We start from the raw sequence: 23,168 nt of genomic DNA on the forward strand, positions 1-23,168 counted from the left end.
GCCCTTGCGATGAAATCCTGGGGGAATCATAGCAAGGGTTGGCTTCGGTGTTTTTACACACTCTGGGCCCAGCGCGGCTAACCCGGCATCCATGCCGGGATGCCCACTACGCAATACCTGCGTTCGGCCAGCGTGGTTAACGGGGCGCCGAGATCAACGTCCACCACGAGGCGGCCTAGTAGCCGACCTGGCTCTCCCGGTAGTACGCCCGTCAGATCTGTGGGAGCAAAGCTTGCTCGCGAGGCGGCCTGACAACCGACCTGGTTCTCCCGGTCGTACTCCGGTCCAATTGTGGGAGCGATCTTGCTCGCCTCTGCGCGCGGTGTGGTCAGGATTGTGTATTGACGTTGTCCAGCATCCGATTCGCCAATAAAGCGCCCAGCTCGATCAGTTGCTGAATGCCAAGGGCAACATGGCGTCGCGAGCCTTTCAGGTCGAAGGCAAGGTCGCTGACCATGGCATCGGCTGAGGCCAAAGTTTCGCTGAGGTTGGCCAGCAGGCTTTCGGTGTCGACACCGTCCACGACGGTNCAGGTCGAAGGCAAGGTCGCTGACCATGGCATCGGCTGAGGCCAAAGTTTCGCTGAGGTTGGCCAGCAGGCTTTCGGTGTCGACACCGTCCACGACGGTGAACAGCTGGCCTGAGGGCTTTTTCTTTTTGGCTTGAGGTTTGGGGTCAAGATAATGGTCGATGGCGCGCTTGGCGGCTTCATCGAGGATCGGGGGAATCTGGCTGGCTTCGGGAAATGGAATCGTTTTTTGTTGGCCCAGAGTTATCTTCAGACATGTTGGCGCTCCACTAGGATTGAAATAACGCCCTTCTACTTTCGGGTTTCCAGGCCCGGCCGCTGAACTTTCAGCGACGGGAAAAGGTTAGCGACAGCCCTTCCCACCCAGCAACCGCCAGAGCTCGTCGGAAAAATCTGCTGCAGCCCGGAGGATTGTCCGACCATTCCCACAATCCTGGTCGGCTGTCAGGCCGCCATCGCGAGCAAGCTCGCTCCCACACAGGTTTTGGGTCGTTTATAAGATCCGTGTCCACCGCCGATCCCTGTGGGAGCCGAGCTTGCTCGCGATAGCGGTGGGTCTGCTTGCATCCATGTTGTATGTGCCGCCGCCTTCGCGAGCAGGCTCGCTCCCACATTGGGTCAGTGTGACCTAGGAATTTGCGACCACTGCCGATCCCACAGATCTGACGGGTGTACGAGCGAGAGAGTCTGGTCGGCTATAAGGCCGCCTCGCGAGCAAGCTTTGCTCCCACAGACCTGACAGGTGTACGACTAGGAGAGCCAGGTCGGCTTTAAGGCCGCCTCGGCTTGGCTTTTGATCTTGAGGCCCCGTTAACCACGATGGCCGAACGCAGGCATTGTGGAGTGGGCATCCCGGCATGGATGCCGGGATAGCCGCGCTGGGCCATGGATGGCCCTTCGGCGAGGCACCGAGTGGTGGGGCAAGCCTTTTTTGCTTACTTTTTTTGGCGTTTGAAAAAAAGTGAGCCGCCGTCAGGGCGGAACCCGAAGCAGCCGTTACCGCAGCAATGGATATGTACTCAGTCAAGCCGACATCGCGAGCAAGCTCGCTCCCACAATTGGATCGGAGTACAGCAGTGAGAAATAGGCCAGCTATCACGCCGCCTCGTCCTCAATACCCGTTGGAGCCATAGTCCGGGGTGAAAGCAAACCCAACCACCCGCTCAACCCCCGTCTCCAACCGCCCATCCGGCAACAACCGCAACCACCGATACCCAGGCGCCTGCGAGCCCACCGCAAAATCCTCACTCCCCGGCTCAAACTGAATACAGGTCGAAGGCGAAGCCAACAAACGAACCCCCTCGCGCGTCCGGTCAACCTCCTGATGCACATGCCCCCACAAGACCGCCCGCACCTGGGGAAACCGATCCAGCACCGCAAACAGCGCCTCCGGATTACGCAACCCGATCGACTCCATCCACGCACACCCAATCGACACCGGATGATGATGCAGACACACCAGATGATGCCGCTCCGGCGCCTCGCTCAAGGCATTGGCCAACAGAATCAACTGCTCCTCGGCCAAAAACCCCGGCACCGAACCAGGCACGGCGGAATCGAGCATCGTCACGCGCCAGTTGCCAATGTCCACCACCGGATCGAGCAACGTGCTCTTGACCGCCGCCTCAAGCATCACCTGCGGCTCATCATGGTTACCCGGAATCCACCGCGCCGGCGCATCGATTCGCGCAGTCAATTGCCGAAACGCCGCGTAGGACTCCAGCGTGCCGTCCTGGGACAGATCCCCGGTGGCGAGCATCAGGTCAATGTCCGGCTGCTGCTTGAGCACCAAATCGATGACCGCACGCAAACTGTCGCGGGTATTCATGCCCAGCAGCGAGGCATCGGCCTCGGCGAACAAATGGCTGTCAGACAGTTGGACCAGCAACGCCGCATCGGCAGTGGTCAAGCTGGATACGCTCGGCAAATCGCTCTCTCCCAGGCGCAGTCACGCCGTTGCATGAAGCCGCAATTATGCTGGGGGATGATCGAAAGGGGAAACCCGCGAACCGGAACCGGTTCACAACTACCGAACGACTTCGAACTCGTGGCCCAGCGCCAGGCAATGACTCAGCCACTCGCCCAGGAACAGGTTCAACTGGGCTTTTTCATCCGGCTGGTGCATTGAGGCATTGGGGTAAGGATAGATGCCGCGAAAGCGTCGTGCATGTTCGGCGCTGACGACTTCGGCCATGCGCGCATCGTGATAGACCTGGACCTCCAGCTGCGGCACCGGCAGCCAGGGCAGGCTGTGCTCCTGGCGCACTTGCAGCGTGGTGGTGTAGGGACAGGCCTGCAGCACTTCCAGAGCCAGCACGCCCAGCATCTGGTCGCCATGGGTCACGGCGATGCGCCGTGGCGCCGGATCGTTGCGCATGTCCGGCAACAAGCGCATCAGGCGGGCGTAGTTGGCCTCGCAGGCGGCCTGCAACCCCACCAGATCGACGCGATAGCGATCGCGCAGCTTGTTCAGGACCATAGCCCCCTCACTTCCTCGCGGTTCAAGGCCAGCCATTGCAGGGCGATGATGCTCGGTGCATTGCAGATTTGTCCGTCGCGCACAGCTTGCAGGGCATCTTCGAAAGACCAGACTTTGACGCGGATATCTTCCGCCTCTTCCGCCAGGCCATGCAGCCCGCCCGCCCCCTTGCTGTCGCAACGCCCCAGGTACAAATGAACGAATTCATCGCTGCCGCCCGGAGATGGAAAATACTTGGTCATCGGCCAAAGCGCAGCGAAGGCAAGCCCAGCTTCCTCCTGCGCTTCACGATGAGCAACTTCTTCCGGTTGCTCGTCCTTGTCGATCAGGCCGGCCACCAGTTCCACCAGCCAGGGATTGCCGGTCTTGCCCATGGCGCCGACGCGAAACTGCTCGATGAGCACCACTTCATCGCGTTGCGGGTCGTAAGGCAGCACGCAGACCGCGTCATGGCGCACGAACAATTCACGGCTGATTTCACGACTCATGCCACCGGCAAACAACTCATGGCGCAGATGCACACGGTCGAGCTTGTAGAAACCCTGGAAGCAGCTCTCGCGCTTGACGATTTCCACGGCGTTCGGTGTGGCGTTGGCGAAATCGGTCATGACAATCCTCGTGTGCAGTGGATCAATACGAGGTTCCAACCTCGGCTTCGCGCCATCCTAACGCGCCCGTACCCTTTGATGCAGCCCCTTTCCACTCATCGGGATGGACGGCAGAAGATGAAAGAACTCTAATGAGCTTAGTGGCGAACTGATTGTCCTGCTGGCAGTCGAAGCGGGTAACTTTTCGCCTTTCCCTGTTCCATGAAGGACGCCCATGTCGCTTTTCAAAACTGCCTCCGTGGCCGCCATTGCCCTGACCCTGGGCGCTTGCCAAAGCCTGTTCCAACCCAATTACCGCGCACCGCTGGAAACCACCCGCGACGCGTCGGAACAGCTGCAACAAGGTTGCGCCAGTGCCGACTGCCCGTTGGTGAACATCGATACCCTGCACTTTCCCGCCGAGCCGGCCCTGGACGGCATCGTTGAAAAACGCCTGCTGCAAATGACCCGCCCCGCGCCGGACGCCCCGGCGGCGCCGACGCTTGCCGCCTATCGCGAGCAGTTCCTGCGCAACGCCGCCCCCCGCAACAGCAGTTATTTGCAGGCCAAGGTACGTGAGCAACATGACGGCCTGGTGATCATCGAATTGTCCAGCTACCTGGACACCGGCGGCGCCCACGGCACGCCGGGTCGCGGCTTCATCAACTATTCGCGCCAGCAACACAAGGTGCTGACACTGTCGGACATGCTGCTGCCGGGCCAGGAAGAAGCCTTCTGGAAAGCCGCCCAGGTCGCCCACAACAGTTGGCTGATCAGCACCAAGCTGGATCAGGAACCCGAGTTCCTGAAACAGTGGTCCTTCCAGAAAACCCCACACGTGGCGCTGACCTACGGCGGGGTGATCCTCAAGTACGAAGTGAGCACCATCGCGCCATACGCCCTGGGCCACATCGAATTGAAGATCGCCTACCCACGCCTCAATGGCATCCTCAAGCCCGAGCTGTTCCCCGGCCGTAGCTGAAAGCCCGGCCCAGCAACAGTTGCAGCAACCCTGCCAGAATCAGCGAAGGCAGGGTTGCTCCGATGTCCGGATAGAAGTTGGCCAGCAAGTGATAAGTGCTCACCCCACCCAACCAGGCCAACAGGGCCGGCCAGCGCAACGCGGCTGACACCACTTGGCTGCTGCGTTTGCGCAGGATGAAGTGATCCACCAGCACCACGCCGAACAGCGGTGCGAACACCGAGCCGATCAGCAACAGGAAGTTCTGGTATTGCGCCAACGGTGCGAAGCAGGCGATCAGGGTGCAGAGCACGCCGATCGCCAAGGCCAGGTGCTCGACCTTCAGCCCCGACAACATGCCACTGGAAACCGCCGCCGAGTGAATATCGGCGAAGGCGTTTTCCGACTCATCCAGCAGAATCAGCAGCAACGGAATGCCCAGCCCGGCGCCCGCCAAGGCTAGTAGCAACGCGTTGACTTCACCGCTTGGCGCGAACGCCAAGGTGTAGGCCACACCCAGGCTCATCAGCCAGAAGTTACCGATGAAGAATCCCACGGCAGTACCGCCGAAGACATTCTTGGCGCGCTTGCCGAAACGCGAGTAGTCAGCGATCAGCGGCAGCCAGGACAGCGGCATCGCAATGGCGATATCGAATCCCACCGCCAACGGCATCGAGCCGTCGCCCGCCTGGGCCCACAGCGCGACCAGATCAGCCTTGGCGAACAGGTTCCAGGTCAGCCAGATACACGCCGCCAGCAGCAGCCAGATACCCCACTTGCGCAGGACCTTGCGCACGAACGTCAACGGCCCACTGACCGCGAGCAGAGTCGCCAGGGCACCGAAGAACAGTGTCCACAGCAGTGGATTGGAGCCCAGGCTGCCTTCGCTGAAGGCTCGGGCACCGAGCAGGCTGGCGGCATCACGCATGACGATGATTTCGAACGAACCCCAGCCGATCAGCTGCAGCAGGTTCAACACCGCCGGCACGCTCGCGCCCTTGCCGCCGAGGCTGAGCTTCAGCGCGGCCATGGCCGACAGGCCGGTGTCGCTGCCGATCACGCCGACGGCCGCCAGCAGCAGGACGCCCACCAGCGTGCCGAGGAAAATCGCCAGCAACGAACCACTCAAGCCCAGGCCCGGCGCGAGCAAGGCGCCGACCTGCAAGACCATCAGGCCGATACCCAGGGAGAACCACAGGGAAAACAGATCGCGAGCGCCGAAGACGCGTTTGTCGGTGGGGACCGCGATGTCGGGAGAATAAGTGTTCAAGAGAAGGATCTCGGTGGGAGAGGGCTGCAAGCTATAAGTTGCAAGCTGCAAGCTTCAAGAAAAAGCAGATCGCGCTTTTGCTTCTAACTTGCAGCTTGCCGCTTGCCGCTTAAACTTTCTTATAAAGCTGACTACCTTCCTTCTTGAACCGCTCAGCCTGCTCCGCCAGGCCCTGGGCAACGTCGACATCCACCGCTTCAATGCGCTGGTTGGCCGCGTACTCGCGCACTTCCTGGGTGATTTTCATCGAGCAGAATTTCGGCCCGCACATCGAGCAGAAATGCGCCACCTTGGCCGAGTCCTTCGGCAGGGTTTCGTCGTGGTACGAGCGGGCGGTGTCCGGGTCCAGGCCGAGGTTGAACTGGTCTTCCCAACGGAACTCGAAACGCGCCTTGCTCAAGGCGTTGTCACGGATCTGCGCGCCCGGGTGGCCCTTGGCAAGGTCGGCTGCGTGGGCGGCGATTTTGTAGGTGATGATCCCGGTCTTCACGTCATCCTTGTTCGGCAAGCCGAGGTGTTCCTTCGGCGTGACGTAGCAGAGCATGGCGCAACCGAACCAGCCGATCATCGCCGCACCGATGCCGGAGGTGATGTGGTCGTAGCCCGGCGCAATGTCGGTGGTCAGCGGGCCGAGGGTGTAGAACGGCGCCTCGTCGCAGCACTCGAGCTGCTTGTCCATGTTCTCTTTGATCAACTGCATCGGCACGTGGCCGGGGCCTTCGATCATGCATTGCACGTCGTGCTTCCAGGCAATCTTGGTCAGCTCGCCGAGGGTTTCCAGCTCACCGAACTGCGCTTCGTCGTTGGCGTCGGCAATCGAGCCCGGACGCAGGCCATCGCCCAGCGAGAAGCTGACGTCGTAGGCCTTCATGATTTCGCAGATGTCTTCGAAGTGGGTGTAGAGGAAGTTCTCTTTGTGGTGCGCCAGGCACCACTTGGCCATGATCGAACCGCCACGACTGACGATACCGGTGACGCGCTTGGCGGTCATCGGCACATAGCGCAGCAACACGCCGGCGTGGATGGTGAAGTAGTCGACGCCCTGCTCGGCCTGTTCGATCAGCGTGTCGCGAAACAGCTCCCAGGTCAGGTCTTCAGCCACGCCGCCGACTTTTTCCAGGGCCTGGTAGATCGGCACCGTGCCGATCGGTACCGGCGAGTTGCGGATGATCCACTCGCGGGTTTCATGGATGTGCTTGCCGGTGGACAGGTCCATGACCGTGTCCGAACCCCAGCGGATGCCCCAGGTCAGTTTCGCCACTTCTTCTTCGATGGACGAACCCAGCGCACTGTTGCCGATGTTGCCGTTGATCTTCACCAGGAAGTTACGGCCGATGATCATCGGTTCCAGTTCGGTGTGGTTGATGTTGGCCGGGATGATCGCGCGACCACGGGCGATTTCGTCACGCACGAATTCCGGGGTGATGACTTTCGGCACGCTGGCGCCGAAGCTGTGGCCGGCGTGTTGCTGGTCCAGCAGGCCAGCGGCGCGGGCGACTTCCAGCTTCATGTTTTCGCGGATGGCGACGTATTCCATCTCGGCGGTGATGATGCCTTTGCGCGCGTAGTGCATCTGGCTGACGTTGGCACCCGGCTTGGCGCGACGCGGGTTGTTCACGTGGGCAAAGCGCAGCTTGGTCAGCTCGGGGTCGGCCAGGCGTTCCTGGCCGAAGTTGGAGCTCAGGCCCGCCAGGCGCTCGGTGTCGCCACGGGCTTCGATCCACGAAGAGCGCACGTCGGCCAGGCCTTTGCGCACGTCGATGATCACGTTCGGGTCGGTGTAGGGGCCCGAGGTGTCGTACACCACGACCGGCGCGTTGATTTCGCCGCCGAAGTCGGTGGGGGTCACGTCGAGGCTGATTTCGCGCATGGGCACGCGGATATCCGGGCGGCTGCCCTGGACATAGATTTTTTGCGAGCGGGTAAAGGGCTGAACCGATTGCTGATCGACCTGGGCCGATTCACTCAGGTTGGTCGCGTTTTTTGATTTTGTCGTCATCACGGGCTCTCCAGACACACATCCAGGCAGTGGATTTTTGTCGGAGCGAACCTGTAACGAATGGACGCGTCCCTGCACGAAAGTGCGGACGCTGTGCTTGCTGCTCGAGCATGTTCGAAAATCGAAAGTCGATGGTCGAACAACATCCCGGACGAAGCACAAGAGGACTCGCCGGGTGACGAGAAATCTTGTTCCCTACGCAGGCGCTAACCTGATCAGGTTCAACGGGATCCGAAATTATTCGATCTCAGCCTCATAGCAAGGCACCCCGACAAGAACCCGGCCAGTCTAGACACAACCACGAGAGAACGCCATCGCCAGGGCAAAAGGCGTGATGAATGGCGCATATACAGGATTGTTGCCGCGCGCAGGCGCAACTACACTCGCTACGCCGCGCGCCACTTATGCGCACTCATTTGCGAACTAGGGATAGCCTCATGCTGCGCAAACTTTCACTGGCCCTGGCCGTCTCTTGTGCGTCCAACGCAATGGCCTGGGCCGCCGAAGCGCCCTTGACCACCAAAACCGATCTGGTGAGCGTGTATCAGGAAGCGGTGGACAACAACGCCGACCTGGCCGCTGCCCGCGCCCAGTATGGCGCCCAGAAGGAAGTGGTGCCCCAGGCTCGCGCCGGGTTGTTGCCCAACCTTTCGGCCGGCGCCGATCTGAACAACACGCGTACTGAGCTTGACCAGCCGGCGATGACCGCCAACCGCAGTTCCACGGTTTACCAGGCGACGCTGTCCCAGCCGATTTTCCGCGCCGACCGCTGGTTCCAGCTCCAGGCGGCAAAGTCCGTCGACGAACAAGCGTCGCTGCAACTGTCGGCCACTGAACAGAACATGATCCTGCAAAGCGCCGAGAGCTACTTCAACGTGCTGCGCAGCCAGGACAACCTGGCCTCGACCAAGGCCGAGGAGGCCGCGTTCAAGCGCCAGCTCGACCAATCCAACGAACGCTTCGACGTAGGCCTGTCGGACAAAACCGACGTGCTGCAATCCCAGGCCAGCTACGACACAGCACGGGCCAACCGGATCCTCGCCCAGCGCCAGGTCGACGATGCCTTCGAAGCCTTGATCACCCTGACCAACCGCCAGTACAACTCGCTCCAGGGCATCGTCCACACCCTGCCGATCCTGCCGCCGACGCCGAACGATGCCAAAGCCTGGGTCGACACGGCGGCCAAGCAGAACCTGAACCTGCTGGCCAGCAACTACGCCGTCGATGCCGCCGAGGACACCCTGCGCCAACGCAAGGCTGGCCATGCGCCGACCCTCGATGCGATAGCCCAGTACAAAAAAGGCGACAACGACGGCCTCGGTTTCACCAACCCGAACCCCACAGGCCAGCGTTATGGCGGCGATGCCGAGCAACGCACCATCGGCCTGCAACTGAGCATCCCGATCTACAGCGGCGGACTGACCAGCTCCCAAGTGCGTGAGTCCTACTCGCAGCTCACCCAGACCGAGCAGCAACGCGAAGGCCTGCGCCGGCAGGTAGTGGAAAACACCCGCAACCTGCACCGCGCGGTAAACACCGACGTGGAACAGGTCCAGGCCCGGCGCCAGTCGATCATCTCCAACCAGAGCGCGGTGGAAGCCACGGAAATCGGCTACCAGGTGGGTACCCGCAACATCGTCGATGTGCTCGATGCCCAGCGTCAGCTGTACACCTCGGTACGCAACTACAACAACGCCCGCTACGACTACATCCTCGACAACCTGCGTCTCAAGCAGGCGGCCGGGACGTTGAGCCCGGCGGACTTGCAGGACCTGTCGCGCTACCTCAAGCCCGACTACAACCCCGACCGCGACTTCCTGCCGCCGGACCTGGCCCAGGCAGCAGCGGAGCAATTGCGCTCACGGCCGACGCAATAATTAAGTGCCGATCGTTCCCACGCTCTGCGTGGGAATGCAGCCCGGGACGCTCCGCGGCCCCTCCAAAGCCGAACGCAGAGCGTCCGTGGAGGCATTCCCACGCAGAGCGTGGGAACGATCACTGTCCGGCGAGCAACCGCCCCAACCCATCCAGCAACCGCTGCAACGCGCCCTGATTGGTGCGCATCACCGCAAGCCCCGCCTCGGCCATGCGCTGGGCATCGCGAGGCAGTTCGAACAGACGCTGCACCGCCAGGGCCAGGCTTTCGGCATCGTCCACTTCCGCCAGCGCACCGGCAGCGCGCAGTTGCGCGGCGATTTCGAGGAAGTTGAACAAGTGCGGCCCGCTGAGCACCGGTTTCGCCAACGCCGCCGGCTCGAGCAGGTTGTGCCCACCGTTGGGCACCAGGCTGCCACCGACAAACGCGCTATCGGCCAACGCATAGAGAAACAGCAGTTCACCCATGGTGTCACCAAGCAACACCGAAGCCTGCGCGGTCACGGGCTGCCCGCTGGAGCGCCGCACCGTGGCCAACCCTTCGCTTACACACAGTTGGTGCACTGCGTCGAAGCGCTCGGGATGACGCGGCACCAGGATCAGCAACGCATCGGGATAACTCTCGAGCAACCGACGATGGGCGGCCAACACCACTTCATCCTCGCCCTCATGGGTACTGGCGGCGATCCACACCGGGCGCTCGGTAGCCTGCCACTGGCGACGCAAGGCACTGGCGTCCTCGAGCAGTTGCGGGTCGATGGTCAGGTCGAACTTGATCGAGCCGGTGACCTCGACGGTTTCCGCCCGGGCGCCCAACTGGCGAAAACGCTCGGCTTCGGCTTCGGTCTGGACGGCGAACAGGTTCATTTCGGCGAGCATCGGCCGAGTGAGCCTGGGAAAACGTGCATAACCCCGTGCCGAACGCTCCGACAGCCGCGCGTTGGCCAGGGCCACGGGAATGCCGCGCTTGGCACACTGGTGAATGTGGTTGGGCCACAGCTCGGTTTCCATGATCACCGCCAGGGACGGGCGAACCCGGTCGAGAAAACGCTTGGCGGCGCAAGGCAAGTCGTAAGGCAAATAGCAATGCTGGATGCGCGGCTCGCTGGCGAACAACGCCCGGATCCGCTCCGAACCGGTGGGCGTCATGCACGTGACGGTGATCGGCAGCTGTGGATAACGTTGCAGCAAGGCGCGGATCATTGGCGCGGCGGCGATGCTCTCGCCCACCGACACCGCGTGGACCCAGATGCCCCCCGGCACCATGACCGGCAGCCCCCAGGAGAACCGCTCGCCAATGCGCCGGGCATAAGCCGGCGCCTTGCGGGCCCGCAACCACAGCCGAATCGCTACCAGTGGCAGCCCCAGGTAAAACAACGCGCTATAGAGAGTTCTGTTCATGGCGGCGGAGTTTATCGGCTTTTTCAGCCAATCGCCTGCAACTGCACGGCAAAACGTTCCGCCAGCCAACGCGCGGCCGGGCCCAGGGGTTCATCGCGACGCCAGACCAGTTCCACCACCAGGGCCGGCGGGGTCCATTCGCTGCTGAGTTCAACCATGTCACCCAGGTACGCCGGGTATTGCACCACATGCCGTGGCAACCAGGCCCAGCCCAGGCCACTCCTCAGCCATTCGGCCAGCACATAGAAACTGTCGGCCCGCCAGACCTGCGGGCTGGCCTGCTCACTGCCGGGATAGACACTGGACTGGGTCGCCATCAACAACTGGCGATGCCGGGCCATTTCCCGGCAGGTCACATAGTCATGGTTCGCCAGCGGGTGGCCCCTGCCGCACACCGTCACCATCTCGACGCTGCCCAGCACCCGGCGCTCCAGCGCCTCGGGGATCTGGTCGTGATAGAACAGCAAGCCGAGGTCGGCGCGGCGCTCCACCAATTTGCGCGCCACATCGCCTTGGGCGGCGCTGGCCAGTTGCACTTCAAGGGTGGGGAATTGCTCGGCCAGGGCCGCCAGGCTGTCGATGACCGGCTGATAGGGCATGGCTTCGTCCTGGGCCAGGCGCAGCGACGCCTCCTGCCCGCGCATCAGGGCCAGGGCCCGGCCATTGAGACGCTCGCACTGACGCAGCACTTCCCTGGCCTCTTCAAGCAACGCTTCGCCAGCGTCGGTGAGCCTGGGCTGACGACCGCTGCTGCGCTCGAACAGGCTTACCCCCAAGTCGTCCTCCAGCAACGCAATCGCACTGCTGATGGCCGATTGAGCCTTGCGCTGATCCCGGGCCACAGCTGAAAACGAACGTTTCTCGGCGACCCCGACAAATAGCCGCAATTGCTCCAGGTTCCACTGTACGTTCATGGCTCAACCTATCTCTATTACAGATAGGTAATGACTTTACCGCATCTGCCCCATCTCTAGAATGGCCCCATCGAAAGACGCAACCGTCGAAGAGGAACCGCCTATGAACGCCTACTACTACCTGGCCATCGCCATCTGTGCCGAAGTGATCGCCACCGTTTCGATGAAAGCGATCAAGGGCCTGAGCACACCCCTGCCTTTGCTGCTGGTCATCGTCGGCTACGGCACCGCGTTCTGGATGCTGACGCTGGTGGTGCGCACCGTACCGGTGGGCGTGGCCTATGCGGTCTGGGCCGGACTGGGGATCGTCATGGTCAGTGTCGCGGCGCTGTTCATCTACGGGCAGAAACTGGACGTGCCGGCAATGCTGGGGATGGCGTTGATTGTTCTCGGGGTTGTCGTGATCCAACTCTTCTCCAAGACTGCCGGGCACTAACAAGAGTCAGAAACTATGGGAACAAGGCTTGTGTGGGAGCAAGGCTTGCCCGCGATGACGGCTCTGCGGTCTTAAAGAAATCGAGTTGCCTGCATCGCGAGCAAGCTTTGCTCCCACAGGTTGATCGTCAACAAATTCCCTCTGCATCGAGTCTGTATACTGCGCCCTCGTCTTGAACACTGAGGTCGCTCATGCCATCCGTTATTTCCACCGACATTCTGATTGTCGGCGCAGGCGTCGCCGGCCTCTGGCTGAATGCACGCCTGCGTCGCCAGGGTTTTTCGACCGTGCTGGTGGAAAGCGCCAGCCTCGGCGGCGGGCAGAGTGTCAAATCCCAGGGCATTATCCATGGTGGCGCCAAGTACGCCTTGCACGGCGCCCTGACCGGTGCCTCGGAAGCCATCGCCGACATGCCGCGTCGCTGGCGCGAAGCCCTGAAAGGTGAAGGTGAGCTGGACCTGTCCGGCGTGCGCATGCTGTCCGACGCCCATTACCTCTGGTCCCCCGGCACCCTGGCCGGCAACCTCACCAGTTTCTTTGCCAGCAAGGCCGTGCGCGGGCGGGTCGATCAGGTCAAGGGCGACCAGTTGCCACCGGCCCTGCAAGACAAGCGCTTCAAGGGCAAGGTCTATCGCCTGGCCGAACTGGTGGTGGACGTGCCGAGCGTGATCGCGCGCCTGGCGGAACTGGCCGGCGACAGCTTGCTGGCCGGGCAACACATCGAACCGCTGCGCGAAGGTGGCGAACTGATCGGACTCAAGGTCGACGGCCGCGAGATTCGCGCGCAACGCATTGTCCTCAGCGCCGGGGGCGGCACCGCTGACCTGCTCAGCGCCCTGGGCCTGGACCAGCCAGCCATGCAGCGCCGGCCGCTGCACATGGTCCTGGTCAAGGGCCCCAGCCTCAAGCCACTCTACGCCCATTGCCTGGGCGGCGGACCGAAGCCGCGCGTCACCGTGACCACTCATCCGGCGGCCGATGGCCAATGGGTCTGGTACGTGGGTGGCGATCTGGCCGAAGGCGATGGCGTGACCCGCGAGCCTGCCGCGCAGATCGCCGCCGCCCAGAAAGAACTCGGCCAATTGCTGCCTTGGATTGACCTGAGCACCGCGCAATGGGCCACGCTGCGGGTGGACCGCGCCGAACCGTTGCAGTCGGGCCTGACCCGCCCGGACAACGCCTTCCTCGCCGAACAGGATCGCCTGCTGGTGGGCTGGCCGACTAAATTGGCCCTGGCCCCGGACTTCGCCGATCGGGTGGTCAATGCCCTGCAACGCGATGGCATCCAGCCAAGCCACCCGGCCCCACTGCCGGACCTGCCGAAGCCGCCGATGGGCGTCCCTGCCTGGGAGCAACTGCTGCCATGAGCCAACCGACCCTGCATGACCTCTATCGCCCCCTGGGCCATGACGGCCCGCGGGTCTCCCCCCTGGGCCTGGGCACCGTCAAGCTCGGCCGAGACCAAGGCGTCAAATACCCCAACGGCTTTCGGATCCCCGATGACGACGAAGCGCGCCTGTTGCTCAAACTGGCGCGCGACCTGGGTATCAACCTGATCGACACCGCGCCGGCCTATGGCCGCAGCGAAGAGCGCCTCGGCCCGCTGCTGCGCGGCCAACGCCAGGACTGGGTGATTGTCAGCAAGGTCGGCGAAGAATTCAGCGACGGCCAGTCGCGCCACGACTTCAGTGCCGCCCATACCCGGTTTTCGGTGGAACGCAGCCTCAAGCGCCTGGAAACCGACTATATCGACCTGGTCCTGGTACATTCGGATGGCAACGACCTGGCGATCCTCAACGACAGCGAGGTCTACCCGACCCTGGCGGCGCTCAAGCGCGAGGGCAAGATCGGCGGCTTCGGTTTTTCCGGCAAGACCGTCGACGGTGGTTTGAAAGCCCTGGAGCAAGGCGATTGCGCGATGGTCACCTACAATCTGAACGAACAGAACGAAAAGGCTGTCATTGACTACGCCAGCGAACACGGCAAAGCGATCCTGGTTAAAAAGGCCCTGGCCAGCGGTCACGTCTGCCTGAGCCCCGGGGTAGACCCGGTTCGCGCCAGCTTCGAACTGTTGTTTGAGCATCCTGGTGTCGCCAGTGCTATTGTCGGCACCATCAATCCGCTGCACCTCGCCCATAACGTCGCGACCGTAGCCAAGGTCCTGCGTAAAAACTGACGCCGCCCTACGCGGCCTTAAGGAAGGAGCCGACATGCCGCGTACGCTCATCAGAAAGAATCCCAGCAACTTCAAGACCCTGCCCCTGTTCGTCGAAGCGACACCCGAAGGCCTGACTTACCAGAGCGTCGGGATGCCGCTGAATTTCGCCCAGACCTTGCAGCGCCGCCGCCCGGTAGCCGTGGCCGATACCGAGCGTTTTTCCCTGGAGTTGGCAAACCTGGGCGTATCCGTGCGCCTGACCCTGCATTGGCAGAACCGCGACTATTGGGTACTGGTGCGCCAGCGCCGACAGGATCGCGGCGATGTGGTGCTCAAGCTGATTTCCGGCTACGTCCCGGCCCACGAGCTGAACCTGCCGCTGCTCACCGCCATCAGCGAAATCGCCGAAGAATGCCTGCTGGAAACCCCGGAAGGCTGGCTCGGAGGGCGTTTCAACGACACCTGGCTGCCGGCCCCCTACGCCACGGCCCTGCATTACCGCGAAGCCCTGCCGTTTCGGCTGACGCCACTCTCAGGCTCGGCCCGCCCGGTGCGCAGCGCCAACCTGCAACTGATCGAGCGACCACGGGCCTACGTGCACCTGCCGACAGCATCGCTGCAACTGATTTATGACTTGCGTCTGGATGTGCCCAAGGAAGCCAAGTCCCTGAGCCTGTTTCACGTCGATGAGCGTCTGGAAGGCGACCAGTTGGTCGCGCGCCTGGATCGCAAACGGCCCGACCTGTACCTGATGCCGCTTGAAGATGGCAAGCCGATTGGAGAGCTCTATACGCTTAAACGTGATCAGTTGATTGCGGCCAGTACCCGAGGCCTGCACCTGGCCGAAAGCTTCGCCAGTCAAGAGGGCTGGGTGGTTCGCGACGAACGCATCCGCTGGAAGGATTGGCTGGTGAAACAAGGCCTGGAAGTGCACACGCCTCGTCGCCAAGGCCTGACCACCTTGCACAAAAAAGCCATGGGCCTGATGCGCATGGTTCGCGGGACGCTACACAAATAGCGTCAACTGGAACGCCGCTTATCCAGATAGGTTCGCCACCGTGCAAACAGATGGAAATAGCGATTCTCGCGCTTACCCATGCCACGCTTGGGCGAGAAAGACTCTTCGGCGAAGGCGCCATCGATTCGCACCCGTGACGCCGTGGTCGGCAGGGTGCAAACCTTCACCTGTGCTTGTTGCAATGCGTATTTGAGCAACCGCTCGGAATGCAGTTTCCTGCCTGTTGCCTCGCAAAAATCGAAAATACGTTCGATACGCTTGCCATAGGCTCGGTAGGCATCACGCCCGCAAATAGCGAAACGGTCGTTCAAGCCCCCCCACCATTGCCAGTCCGGGATGTAGGCATTCAATCTGCGTGCATCAGGGTGAGCAAACACATAGGCCGGAAGCGCTGTGTGGTAGAAATTGTCAGGGCGCACAAACACGACGAAATCCGGATCAAACGGTTCCATCATGGCCGTCACGGCATTCAGGGAGTTGAGCTGGTAGATCAGGTTTCTGAGCGAAGCATGCTCATCCCCCCAGGTATCACCCAAGGACTTGACCCGCTCGAAGTCCCAGCGCTCCAGGACCCCCTCGGTAGAGTCGAGGCGACCGGTCATGGTGCTGAACGGCGCATAGTTATCCGCTTTCAGTTCACCTTGCTCCCCCGAACGCGGATTGCGGACTTCATCGATTTTGTACAGATGATAAAAACACTGTACTTCGCTCCCGGCAGGAATTTGTGCCAGGACATTCTCTTGAATAGAGGGAAAACAGATTTCCGAGTTTCTCGGAATACCAAAAAAAGCCAGCGCAACTTTCAACACGCGTCCTGCCCTTGTCGTAAAAAAGAATTGCCCGGCGGCATCGCATCAAATGGCTCAACTTGCCAATGCGACTCAAGGGCGACGAAACCACCTTTGCCACCAACGGCAGCGTTGCAACGGCACAACACTCACATCGGCCTCGAGCAGCCATTGCCGCTCATATTCCCAAGCGTGCCCGCTCCAGAACTTTCCCGCCTCGTTGGAAAAACCCAGGGTCATGATTTGGTAGGTATAACCGGCATGGCCGCGCAACCAATCGAACAGCACCAGTGCATTGAAGCCCGTCGAAGGACCGACATAGCGCTTGCCACCCTCCCTGTTGACCGGATAGTTCCACAAAGGTGGTAATGGAATGCGCTCCCAAAACAAGGCCACGCCCGACAGCGGCGACATATCCCCGGTGCACCCCACCAACATTGTGAAGCAGCGTGCGTCGGGCTGGTCGAACAATCGCTGGACCTCGGCGTTGTAAGGCAGGCCGAAAAAATAGGCGTCGGGAGCGTTAAAGCCATGGACGAACACATTAACGCTGCGCGGGCTGAGCAGCGCCGACTTCACGCAGGTATTGAAAGTCACGACCACGTCTTCACTGCCGATATCGAGCGCCTGGAAATCGGCCGCAGTGATCGCTGGATTATTCGCCACCAGCACCACCCGTGACGCCCTTTCCAAACAGTCCTTCAACGCCTGGGGCAATGCCTCCACCAGTGATTGATGACCGCCCGGCAATCTATCGAGCGCCATCTCATCACTGATTTGAGGTACACGATCCGCCATGTCGTTTACCCCGGCACATTCATGCCATAACGCAGCTTGACCCAGCCACGAGTGAATGCCGAAGGGGCTTGCCAGGGACGCATTTCACGCTGGATTTCCTCGGCCAGGGCCCGCCCGACACGCGCAAAAGAATAGCGGCTCTCGGCGAAGGCTTGGCCATTGCGGGCGATCCGCGCGGCCAGTTCCGGATCACGCTGCAGCAGCTCGAGCTTCTGCACGGCCTCGTCCTCGGAACGATAGAAAACGGTGTTTTCCATGTCCTCAAAGCCCAGCAGTCGATCTTCCTCGCCCTGACTCCAGGCCAATAACACGCAACCGCAGGCCATGGCCTCGAAGTTCTTGATCATGAACTCCCCCATTCCCAGGTCGGCGCTGACAAATATCTTGATGCGGTTGAGTGTCTCCAGATACTCGCGCCCCGATTGGGTGCGTGTCACGAGCATGCCGGTGCGCTGTACCAGGGATTCAAGCAGCGCTTTGCGTTGAGCATATTCAGTGCTCTTGAGACTGCCGAGAAAACCAATGGGAATATCGCGGGCACTGTCGGTATTGCGCAGCATCTGTTCGTCATAACCTTTGGAGACAAACACCGCATCGATGCTCTCGGCTTGCATCCGGCGAGCCACCACAGCCCCTGACACCAAGGCGCGGCAACTGGGTAAACGGCGGTACAGACGCGAGTAGACGCCCTGATATTTACTTTCAGGCATGTAGTTCTGATAAGCGTCGTGCTCCAGGAAGATCAGCCCCGGGATACACTTCAATACGCTCAATTGTGGTGCCAGGCGCTTGACCCGCGAAAAAATCACCACCCGATCGAAATCTTCATAATTGACCGAGGCCAGGAACTTGCCAAGTTTCATTTGCTGCGGCTTACTCAAGCGATAGATTGTGCAGTCGTCGCAATTCTCTCGCACGACTGCATACAATCGATCAAGGATCACACGCTGTTCATCCATAACCAGAAGCATGACTTTCATAAGTTAACTAACCACGAAACGAAACGAGCTGGGCCCATGAGCAAGCTCAGGCCGCAAAGGCAACGCTTGCCATATAAGGCCTTCGCTGGAATACAAAATGATCCCTTCAACGGCTGCGAATCTTCTCGACAATAGCCGTCGTCGAACTATTTTCCACCAGCCCCAACACCTTCACGGTACCGCCGTAGGCCGTGACGATGTCCGCGCCCACGACCTGATCAATCCCGTAGTCACCGCCCTTGACCAGCACATCCGGCTTGACCTGGCGCAGCAGGTTCTCCGGCGTTCCCTCGCTGAAGCTGATCACCCAGTCCACCGCACCCAGGCCGGCGAGGACCGCCATGCGCCGGTCGACGCTGTTGATCGGGCGCCCAGGCCCTTTGAGACGGCTCACGGATGCATCGTCGTTGACCGCGACGATCAGGCGATCGCCTTGGGCCCTGGCCTGCTCGAGGTAGGTCACGTGGCCGGCGTGCAGGATGTCGAAGCATCCGTTGGTGAAGACGATTCGTTCGTTGTGGGCGCGGGCGTCGTCAACAGCCAGCAGCAGTTGCTCCAGGCCCAGCACGCCTCGTTCGGAGCCTTCCTCGCGCTGGATGGCGCGACGCAGCTCGGGGGCGCTGATAGCCGCCGTGCCGAGCTTGCCGACGACAATGCCTGCCGCCAGGTTCGCCAGGGCGACCGCATGGGGCAATTCCTCGCCAGCAGCGATCGCCGCGGCCAGGGTGGAAATCACGGTGTCGCCAGCACCCGTCACGTCGAACACTTCACGGGCACGGGCCGGCAGGTGCAACGCAGGGTGATCGGGGCGCAACAGGGTCATGCCATGCTCGCCACGGGTCACCAACAAGGCGCCAAGGTCGAGGTCTTGCATCAGTTGCGCGCCTTTGCTCACCAGTTCGTGCTCATCGGCACAACCGCCGACGATGGTTTCGAATTCACTGAGATTCGGCGTGATCAGGCTGGCACCACGGTAGATGGAGAAATCCTTGCCCTTGGGATCGGCCAGGACCGGAATGCCACGGGCACGAGCGGCCTGGATCAGCGACTGGTGGTTTTTCAACGCGCCTTTGCCATAGTCCGACAACACCAGCACCTTGATGCCTTCAAGCAGGTTGTCGACCTCGGCACCGAGGGCCAGGGGATCGGTGGCGAAAGGTTCTTCGAAGTCGATGCGCAGCAGTTGCTGGTGACGGCTCATGACCCGCAGCTTGACGATGGTCGGCTGGTGCGCGATGCGCTGGAATATCGCCCGCACGCCGGCGCCCTTGAGGCTATTGGTCAGGCTGTCGGCAGCCTCGTCGTCGCCGGTCACGCCCACCAGGGAGGCCGGCGCGCCAAGGGCGGCGATGTTCAGGGCAACGTTGGCGGCACCACCGGGGCGATCCTCGATGTGTTCGACCTTGACCACCGGTACCGGCGCCTCAGGGGAAATCCGTGAGGTACCGCCATGCCAATAGCGGTCGAGCATGACATCGCCGACCACCAATACAGGGGCTTGATCGAATCGCGGCATGGACAACTTCATGGAGCATCCCACATACAAAATGAACAGGGCGGGGATATTAGCACAGGCTTGGCGCAAGGCTCGTCCATGGCTGCAACGGGGCGCCGGAGGGACGCCCCATCAGTTTTACAGTAACGCCAATATTCGCTCACAGGCCTGGGCCAGCTCCACCTCGCAGGTATCGAGCTGGCATTGCGGCGCAAGCGGCGCCTCGTAGGGACTGTCGAGCCCGGTGAAATTCTTGATCCGCCCGGCAAGGGCTTCGCGGTACAACCCCTTCGGGTCACGCTGGGCACAGACGTCGAAAGGGGTACTCACATAAACCTCCACGAAGGTGCCCTCGGGGAACAACTGTCGGGCCGCTTCCCGGTCAGCGCGAAACGGTGAGATGGCGGCAACGATGACGATCAGGCCGGCGTCGACCATCAAACGCGCCACCTCGGCAATGCGACGGATATTTTCCTTGCGGGCCTCGGCATCCATGCCCAGGCCCCGACACAACCCCTGGCGCAGGTTGTCGCCGTCGAGCAGGGCCGTGTGCAAGCCCTGCTGGTTGAGCTGCACTTCCAGGGCATTGGCCAGTGTCGACTTGCCCGCCCCCGACAGCCCGGTCAGCCAGATGCAGCGGGGGCGCTGGGCTTTGATGGCGGCCCGATCCTCGGGCGTGAGCGCCTGCGCACAAGGACGAATCTGCACCTGTTGCATCGATACCTTTGACGTTTCATTCATAACCAAGCATCTCGTAGTCACGTTGGTACACCCGTCGCACCAACCGACGGGTCCGTACCGAGCAGATTTCCCTTACCGGCACCGCCACGCGCTGCCGGGTGTGGTTCACATGGGGCAACGTCGCGGCCAGCCCCAGATGCTCGCATACTCGCTGAAAGTCCCGACCGAGGTATTCCTGATAACCGATGAAGTCCATCGCCAGGTGGCCGAGGGAGTCGGTAAGGAAGTCCGTCTGGGCAGCGAAATGCATTTGCCGGGTGATGTTCTCCGGATGCAGCCAACGCGCGACGAAATCATCGAAGTCGCGGTATTGGCCAACCAGTTGCTGGGCCGCAAGATCCCGTGGCCCCAACGTGTTGCCCCGCAGGAAAGCATAGGCTGAATATGCACGTTCCAGCGGATCACGAACAAAGGCAAACTTGAAACTGGCGGCGTACTGCTGCGCGAACTGCTCTTCGTACCAATACAACGGCAGGTGGCCCGGGCTGTAGCCATCGAAAAGCCCCACGCAAATACTGCTGCCGGCGCATTTGGGCACATGGATGAACAGGCAGCCGCGCTGGGCGAAAGCTTCGGGGAAACGGCAATTGGCCGACATCGATTTGTTCACGACCTGTCGGTCGACAACCGACAGGCGCCCCAACAGAAAGGAGCGCTGCGACTTGGGCAGTAGCTTCCAGAGATAACGTTGCAGCATTCAAGTACTCGCGCGAGAGGGTGCCCCCTCGATGATAGAGGTGAGTCCAGGAAAGTCCTGTGGCCAGAACCTTACCAAGCGCGAGTCGTAGATTTATGGTGGATTGGTCAATATGGGTATCGACCTTGTTACAAATGTCTTTGGGGGGCTGAGCCGGCCCAGCCCCCCAGGTTCCACTTGTATTCAGGCGATATCCTGGGCCGGAGCGTCCAGCCCCATGGCATTCAGGCGTGCGTAATAACCGTTCTGCGCCAGGAGTTCCCCATGGGTCCCGCGCTCGACAATGCGCCCCTGATCCATCACCAGGATCAGATCGGCTTTTTCGATGGTCGAAAGACGGTGGGCTATCACCAGGGTCGTACGGCCTTTCATCACCTGGTCCAGCGCAGCCTGGATGTGCCGTTCGGACTCGGTGTCCAGTGCGGAAGTCGCCTCGTCCAGAATCAACAGCGGGGCGTTTTTCAACAAGGCCCTGGCAATGGCCAGGCGCTGGCGTTGGCCGCCGGAGAGCAGCACGCCGTTTTCCCCGACCTGGGTGTCCAGGCCTTGAGGCAGCTGCCTGATGAAGTCCATGGCATAGGCGTCCTGAGCCGCTTTCTCGATATCGACTCGCGGCGCACCGGCCAGGTCGCCATAAGCGATATTGTTGGCCACCGTGTCGCTGAACAACGTTACATGCTGGGTCACCTGGGCAATATGACGGCGCAGATTCAATAGCTTGTACTGTTCGATTTCAACACCATCGAGCAGTATCTCGCCCGCGTCATGGTGGTAGAAACGCGGAATCAGATTAGCCAGGGTCGATTTACCGCTGCCCGAACGCCCCACCAATGCAACCATCTGCCCAGGCTCGACAGAGAAGCTGATGTCGTTCAGTACCTGCCGGTCGGTATCCGGGTAGGTGAAGCTCAGATGGCGCACGTCCAACCGCCCGCTGACAGCATCACGCTCGATGGTACCGGTATCGGTTTCCGGCTTGACATCCAACTGCTCAAAGATGCTTTCGGCCCCCGCCACGCCTTTCTGGATGGTGGAACTGACTTCCGACAGCTGCCGAATCGGCTTGGGCAGCAAACCGGCCAAGGTAATGTAGGCCACCATGTCGCCCGCCGAAGCATCTCCACGCAAATACAAGACGAGGAACATCAGCACCGCCATGGCGCTGTAAATCACCAGTTGCAACACCGGCGTGTAGATCGCACCGGTACGAGTCATGCGCAACTGCTTGTCGGTATTGCCCTGGCTGGCCTGGAGGAAGCGTTTCTGCTCGTAGACCTCGCCACCGAAACTGCGCACGACGCGATAACTCTGGATGGTCTCGGAGGCGACATGGGTCACGTCCCCCATCGCAACCTGGATTTTCTTGCTTTGCTTGCGGAATTTCTTGCTCGCGGTGCGGACCATGAGCGCGATCAATGGCAGGATCGCCACCATCACCAGGGTCAGGCGCCAGTTCATGAACAACAGTGACGCGAACAGGAAGATCACGGTCATGCCTTCACGGATAACGACCTTGATCGCATCCGTTGCCGCCCCCGTCACCATGGTCACGTTAAACGTGATACGGGAAATCAGGTGGCCCGAGTTGTGTTTGTCGAAATAGCGGTTGGGCAGGGTCAGCAGGTTGTTGAACAACTGCACCCGTAAGTCATGTACCAACCCTAGCGAGACCTTGGCCAAGAAGTAATTGCCCAGATACGAACCCAGTCCCTGCCAGGCAGCAATGACGATGATCAGCAGCGGCACGGCCTGTAGCAACTGCAGGTCACGCAGGTAAGGGACCGTCGGAAACAGCACCGCGTTCGGATTGGAGAGGCCGTCGACGAAATACTTGAGGATGTAGCCGAGCATCGGCTGGGTGGACGCGAAAATCAGGAACCCGATGATACTCAGCCCGAACAAGCCGATATAGGGCTTCACGTAGCCAAGCAGGCGGAAATAGATTTTCAAGCTCGAAGGGCTTGCGGGAAGACTGGAGTCGGCCATATCACGCGAATATCGATAAAAAGGAGGCTGACTTTAACACAGCTTCTTCGGTGTTC

General features: G+C 61.1%; 21 protein-coding genes, 1 pseudogene and 1 riboswitch. Of the genes and pseudogenes, 6 read left to right on the forward strand and 16 right to left on the reverse strand.

Annotation, left to right across the window (positions count from 1 at the left end; translation table 11 throughout):
- Window positions 1-328 precede the first annotated feature (328 nt).
- The 5 genes and pseudogenes from ASC85_RS32985 to ASC85_RS06355 all read right to left on the reverse strand — a co-directional run.
- A partial coding sequence (locus ASC85_RS32985) for a DUF6124 family protein (RefSeq protein WP_236712331.1) occupies window positions 329-529 on the reverse strand: 201 nt, incomplete at its 5' end.
- Window position 530: 1 nt separating this feature from the next.
- Window positions 531-770, reverse strand: a pseudogene (locus ASC85_RS32990) (DUF6124 family protein); the annotation flags it as partial.
- 870 nt (window positions 771-1,640) lie between these two features.
- Window positions 1,641-2,456, reverse strand: coding sequence for a 3',5'-cyclic-AMP phosphodiesterase (cpdA, locus tag ASC85_RS06345; RefSeq protein WP_057448673.1), 816 nt, complete (start codon window positions 2,454-2,456; stop codon window positions 1,641-1,643).
- 99 nt (window positions 2,457-2,555) lie between these two features.
- Entirely contained in the window at window positions 2,556-3,008 is a 453-nt protein-coding gene (locus ASC85_RS06350) for a DUF1249 domain-containing protein (protein WP_014336275.1), read from the reverse strand.
- A complete protein-coding gene (locus ASC85_RS06355; protein ID WP_046065568.1) occupies window positions 2,999-3,616 on the reverse strand; it encodes an NUDIX domain-containing protein in 618 nt (205 codons plus the stop codon). Before ASC85_RS06355 ends, ASC85_RS06350 begins: the two co-directional genes overlap by 10 nt.
- A gap of 214 nt (window positions 3,617-3,830) precedes the next feature.
- Between ASC85_RS06355 and ASC85_RS06360 the strand changes: the two genes are divergently transcribed.
- A complete protein-coding gene (locus tag ASC85_RS06360) occupies window positions 3,831-4,577 on the forward strand; it encodes a DUF3298 domain-containing protein (protein ID WP_057448674.1) in 747 nt (248 codons plus the stop codon).
- Here ASC85_RS06360 and cytX read toward each other — a convergent pair.
- Both cytX and thiC read right to left on the reverse strand, forming a co-directional pair.
- Window positions 4,546-5,826: a putative hydroxymethylpyrimidine transporter CytX gene (gene cytX, locus ASC85_RS06365; protein ID WP_057448675.1), complete on the reverse strand. Its 1,281-nt coding sequence runs from the start codon at window positions 5,824-5,826 to the stop codon at window positions 4,546-4,548. The two genes, ASC85_RS06360 and cytX, sit on opposite strands and share 32 nt — an antisense overlap.
- A gap of 109 nt (window positions 5,827-5,935) precedes the next feature.
- Window positions 5,936-7,825 carry a phosphomethylpyrimidine synthase ThiC gene (gene thiC / locus ASC85_RS06370; RefSeq protein WP_057448676.1) on the reverse strand — a complete coding sequence of 630 codons (1,890 nt, stop codon included), beginning with the start codon at window positions 7,823-7,825 and terminating at the stop codon, window positions 5,936-5,938.
- 175 nt (window positions 7,826-8,000) lie between these two features.
- A riboswitch (TPP riboswitch) is annotated at window positions 8,001-8,106 on the reverse strand.
- A gap of 156 nt (window positions 8,107-8,262) precedes the next feature.
- Here thiC and ASC85_RS06375 point away from each other — a divergent pair.
- Window positions 8,263-9,702: a TolC family outer membrane protein gene (locus tag ASC85_RS06375; RefSeq protein WP_057448677.1), complete on the forward strand. Its 1,440-nt coding sequence runs from the start codon at window positions 8,263-8,265 to the stop codon at window positions 9,700-9,702.
- 118 nt (window positions 9,703-9,820) lie between these two features.
- Here ASC85_RS06375 and waaA read toward each other — a convergent pair whose 3' ends face one another.
- Window positions 9,821-11,101 carry a lipid IV(A) 3-deoxy-D-manno-octulosonic acid transferase gene (gene waaA / locus ASC85_RS06380; protein ID WP_057448678.1) on the reverse strand — a complete coding sequence of 427 codons (1,281 nt, stop codon included), beginning with the start codon at window positions 11,099-11,101 and terminating at the stop codon, window positions 9,821-9,823.
- A gap of 23 nt (window positions 11,102-11,124) precedes the next feature.
- On the reverse strand, window positions 11,125-12,015 hold the full coding sequence (locus ASC85_RS06385; RefSeq protein WP_018614128.1) for a LysR family transcriptional regulator: 891 nt from the start codon (window positions 12,013-12,015) through the stop codon (window positions 11,125-11,127).
- 103 nt (window positions 12,016-12,118) lie between these two features.
- Between ASC85_RS06385 and ASC85_RS06390 the strand changes: the two genes are divergently transcribed.
- From ASC85_RS06390 to ASC85_RS06405, 4 genes are all read left to right on the forward strand, one after another.
- The gene (locus tag ASC85_RS06390; protein WP_003197153.1) at window positions 12,119-12,451 is read left to right on the forward strand and encodes a DMT family transporter; all 333 of its coding nucleotides are present in this window, start codon (window positions 12,119-12,121) and stop codon (window positions 12,449-12,451) included.
- A gap of 191 nt (window positions 12,452-12,642) precedes the next feature.
- Entirely contained in the window at window positions 12,643-13,818 is a 1,176-nt protein-coding gene (locus tag ASC85_RS06395; protein ID WP_003197151.1) for an NAD(P)/FAD-dependent oxidoreductase, read from the forward strand.
- Window positions 13,815-14,627: an aldo/keto reductase gene (locus ASC85_RS06400; protein WP_057448679.1), complete on the forward strand. Its 813-nt coding sequence runs from the start codon at window positions 13,815-13,817 to the stop codon at window positions 14,625-14,627. The genes ASC85_RS06395 and ASC85_RS06400 overlap by 4 nt, the downstream gene beginning before the upstream one ends.
- A 34-nt stretch (window positions 14,628-14,661) precedes the next feature.
- Window positions 14,662-15,627: a hypothetical protein gene (locus ASC85_RS06405; protein WP_003197147.1), complete on the forward strand. Its 966-nt coding sequence runs from the start codon at window positions 14,662-14,664 to the stop codon at window positions 15,625-15,627.
- Window positions 15,628-15,629: 2 nt separating this feature from the next.
- Here the strand turns inward: ASC85_RS06405 and ASC85_RS06410 are convergent, their stop codons facing one another.
- The 7 genes from ASC85_RS06410 to msbA all read right to left on the reverse strand — a co-directional run bounded on the left by ASC85_RS06410 (window position 15,630) and on the right by msbA (window position 23,112).
- Window positions 15,630-16,436: a hypothetical protein gene (locus tag ASC85_RS06410; protein WP_057448680.1), complete on the reverse strand. Its 807-nt coding sequence runs from the start codon at window positions 16,434-16,436 to the stop codon at window positions 15,630-15,632.
- A 72-nt stretch (window positions 16,437-16,508) separates the two neighbouring features.
- Entirely contained in the window at window positions 16,509-17,213 is a 705-nt protein-coding gene (locus ASC85_RS06415) for a hypothetical protein (RefSeq protein ID WP_057448681.1), read from the reverse strand.
- Between the two features lie 5 nt (window positions 17,214-17,218).
- Window positions 17,219-18,193 (reverse strand): glycosyltransferase family protein, encoded by a 975-nt coding sequence (locus tag ASC85_RS06420; protein ID WP_057448682.1) that lies wholly within the window; start codon window positions 18,191-18,193, stop codon window positions 17,219-17,221.
- 106 nt (window positions 18,194-18,299) lie between these two features.
- Entirely contained in the window at window positions 18,300-19,721 is a 1,422-nt protein-coding gene (hldE, locus tag ASC85_RS06425; RefSeq protein WP_057448683.1) for a bifunctional D-glycero-beta-D-manno-heptose-7-phosphate kinase/D-glycero-beta-D-manno-heptose 1-phosphate adenylyltransferase HldE, read from the reverse strand.
- Between the two features lie 105 nt (window positions 19,722-19,826).
- Window positions 19,827-20,429, reverse strand: coding sequence for an adenylyl-sulfate kinase (gene cysC / locus ASC85_RS06430; RefSeq protein ID WP_057448684.1), 603 nt, complete (start codon window positions 20,427-20,429; stop codon window positions 19,827-19,829).
- Window positions 20,422-21,126, reverse strand: a complete 705-nt coding sequence (locus ASC85_RS06435; protein ID WP_057448685.1) for a sulfotransferase family 2 domain-containing protein — start codon at window positions 21,124-21,126, stop codon at window positions 20,422-20,424. The genes cysC and ASC85_RS06435 overlap by 8 nt, the downstream gene beginning before the upstream one ends.
- Window positions 21,127-21,309: 183 nt before the next feature.
- Window positions 21,310-23,112: a lipid A export permease/ATP-binding protein MsbA gene (msbA, locus tag ASC85_RS06440; protein ID WP_057448686.1), complete on the reverse strand. Its 1,803-nt coding sequence runs from the start codon at window positions 23,110-23,112 to the stop codon at window positions 21,310-21,312.
- Window positions 23,113-23,168: the final 56 nt, after the last annotated feature.

This window comes from Pseudomonas sp. Root401 (assembly GCF_001425105.1).
Classification (GTDB): domain Bacteria; phylum Pseudomonadota; class Gammaproteobacteria; order Pseudomonadales; family Pseudomonadaceae; genus Aquipseudomonas; species Aquipseudomonas brassicacearum.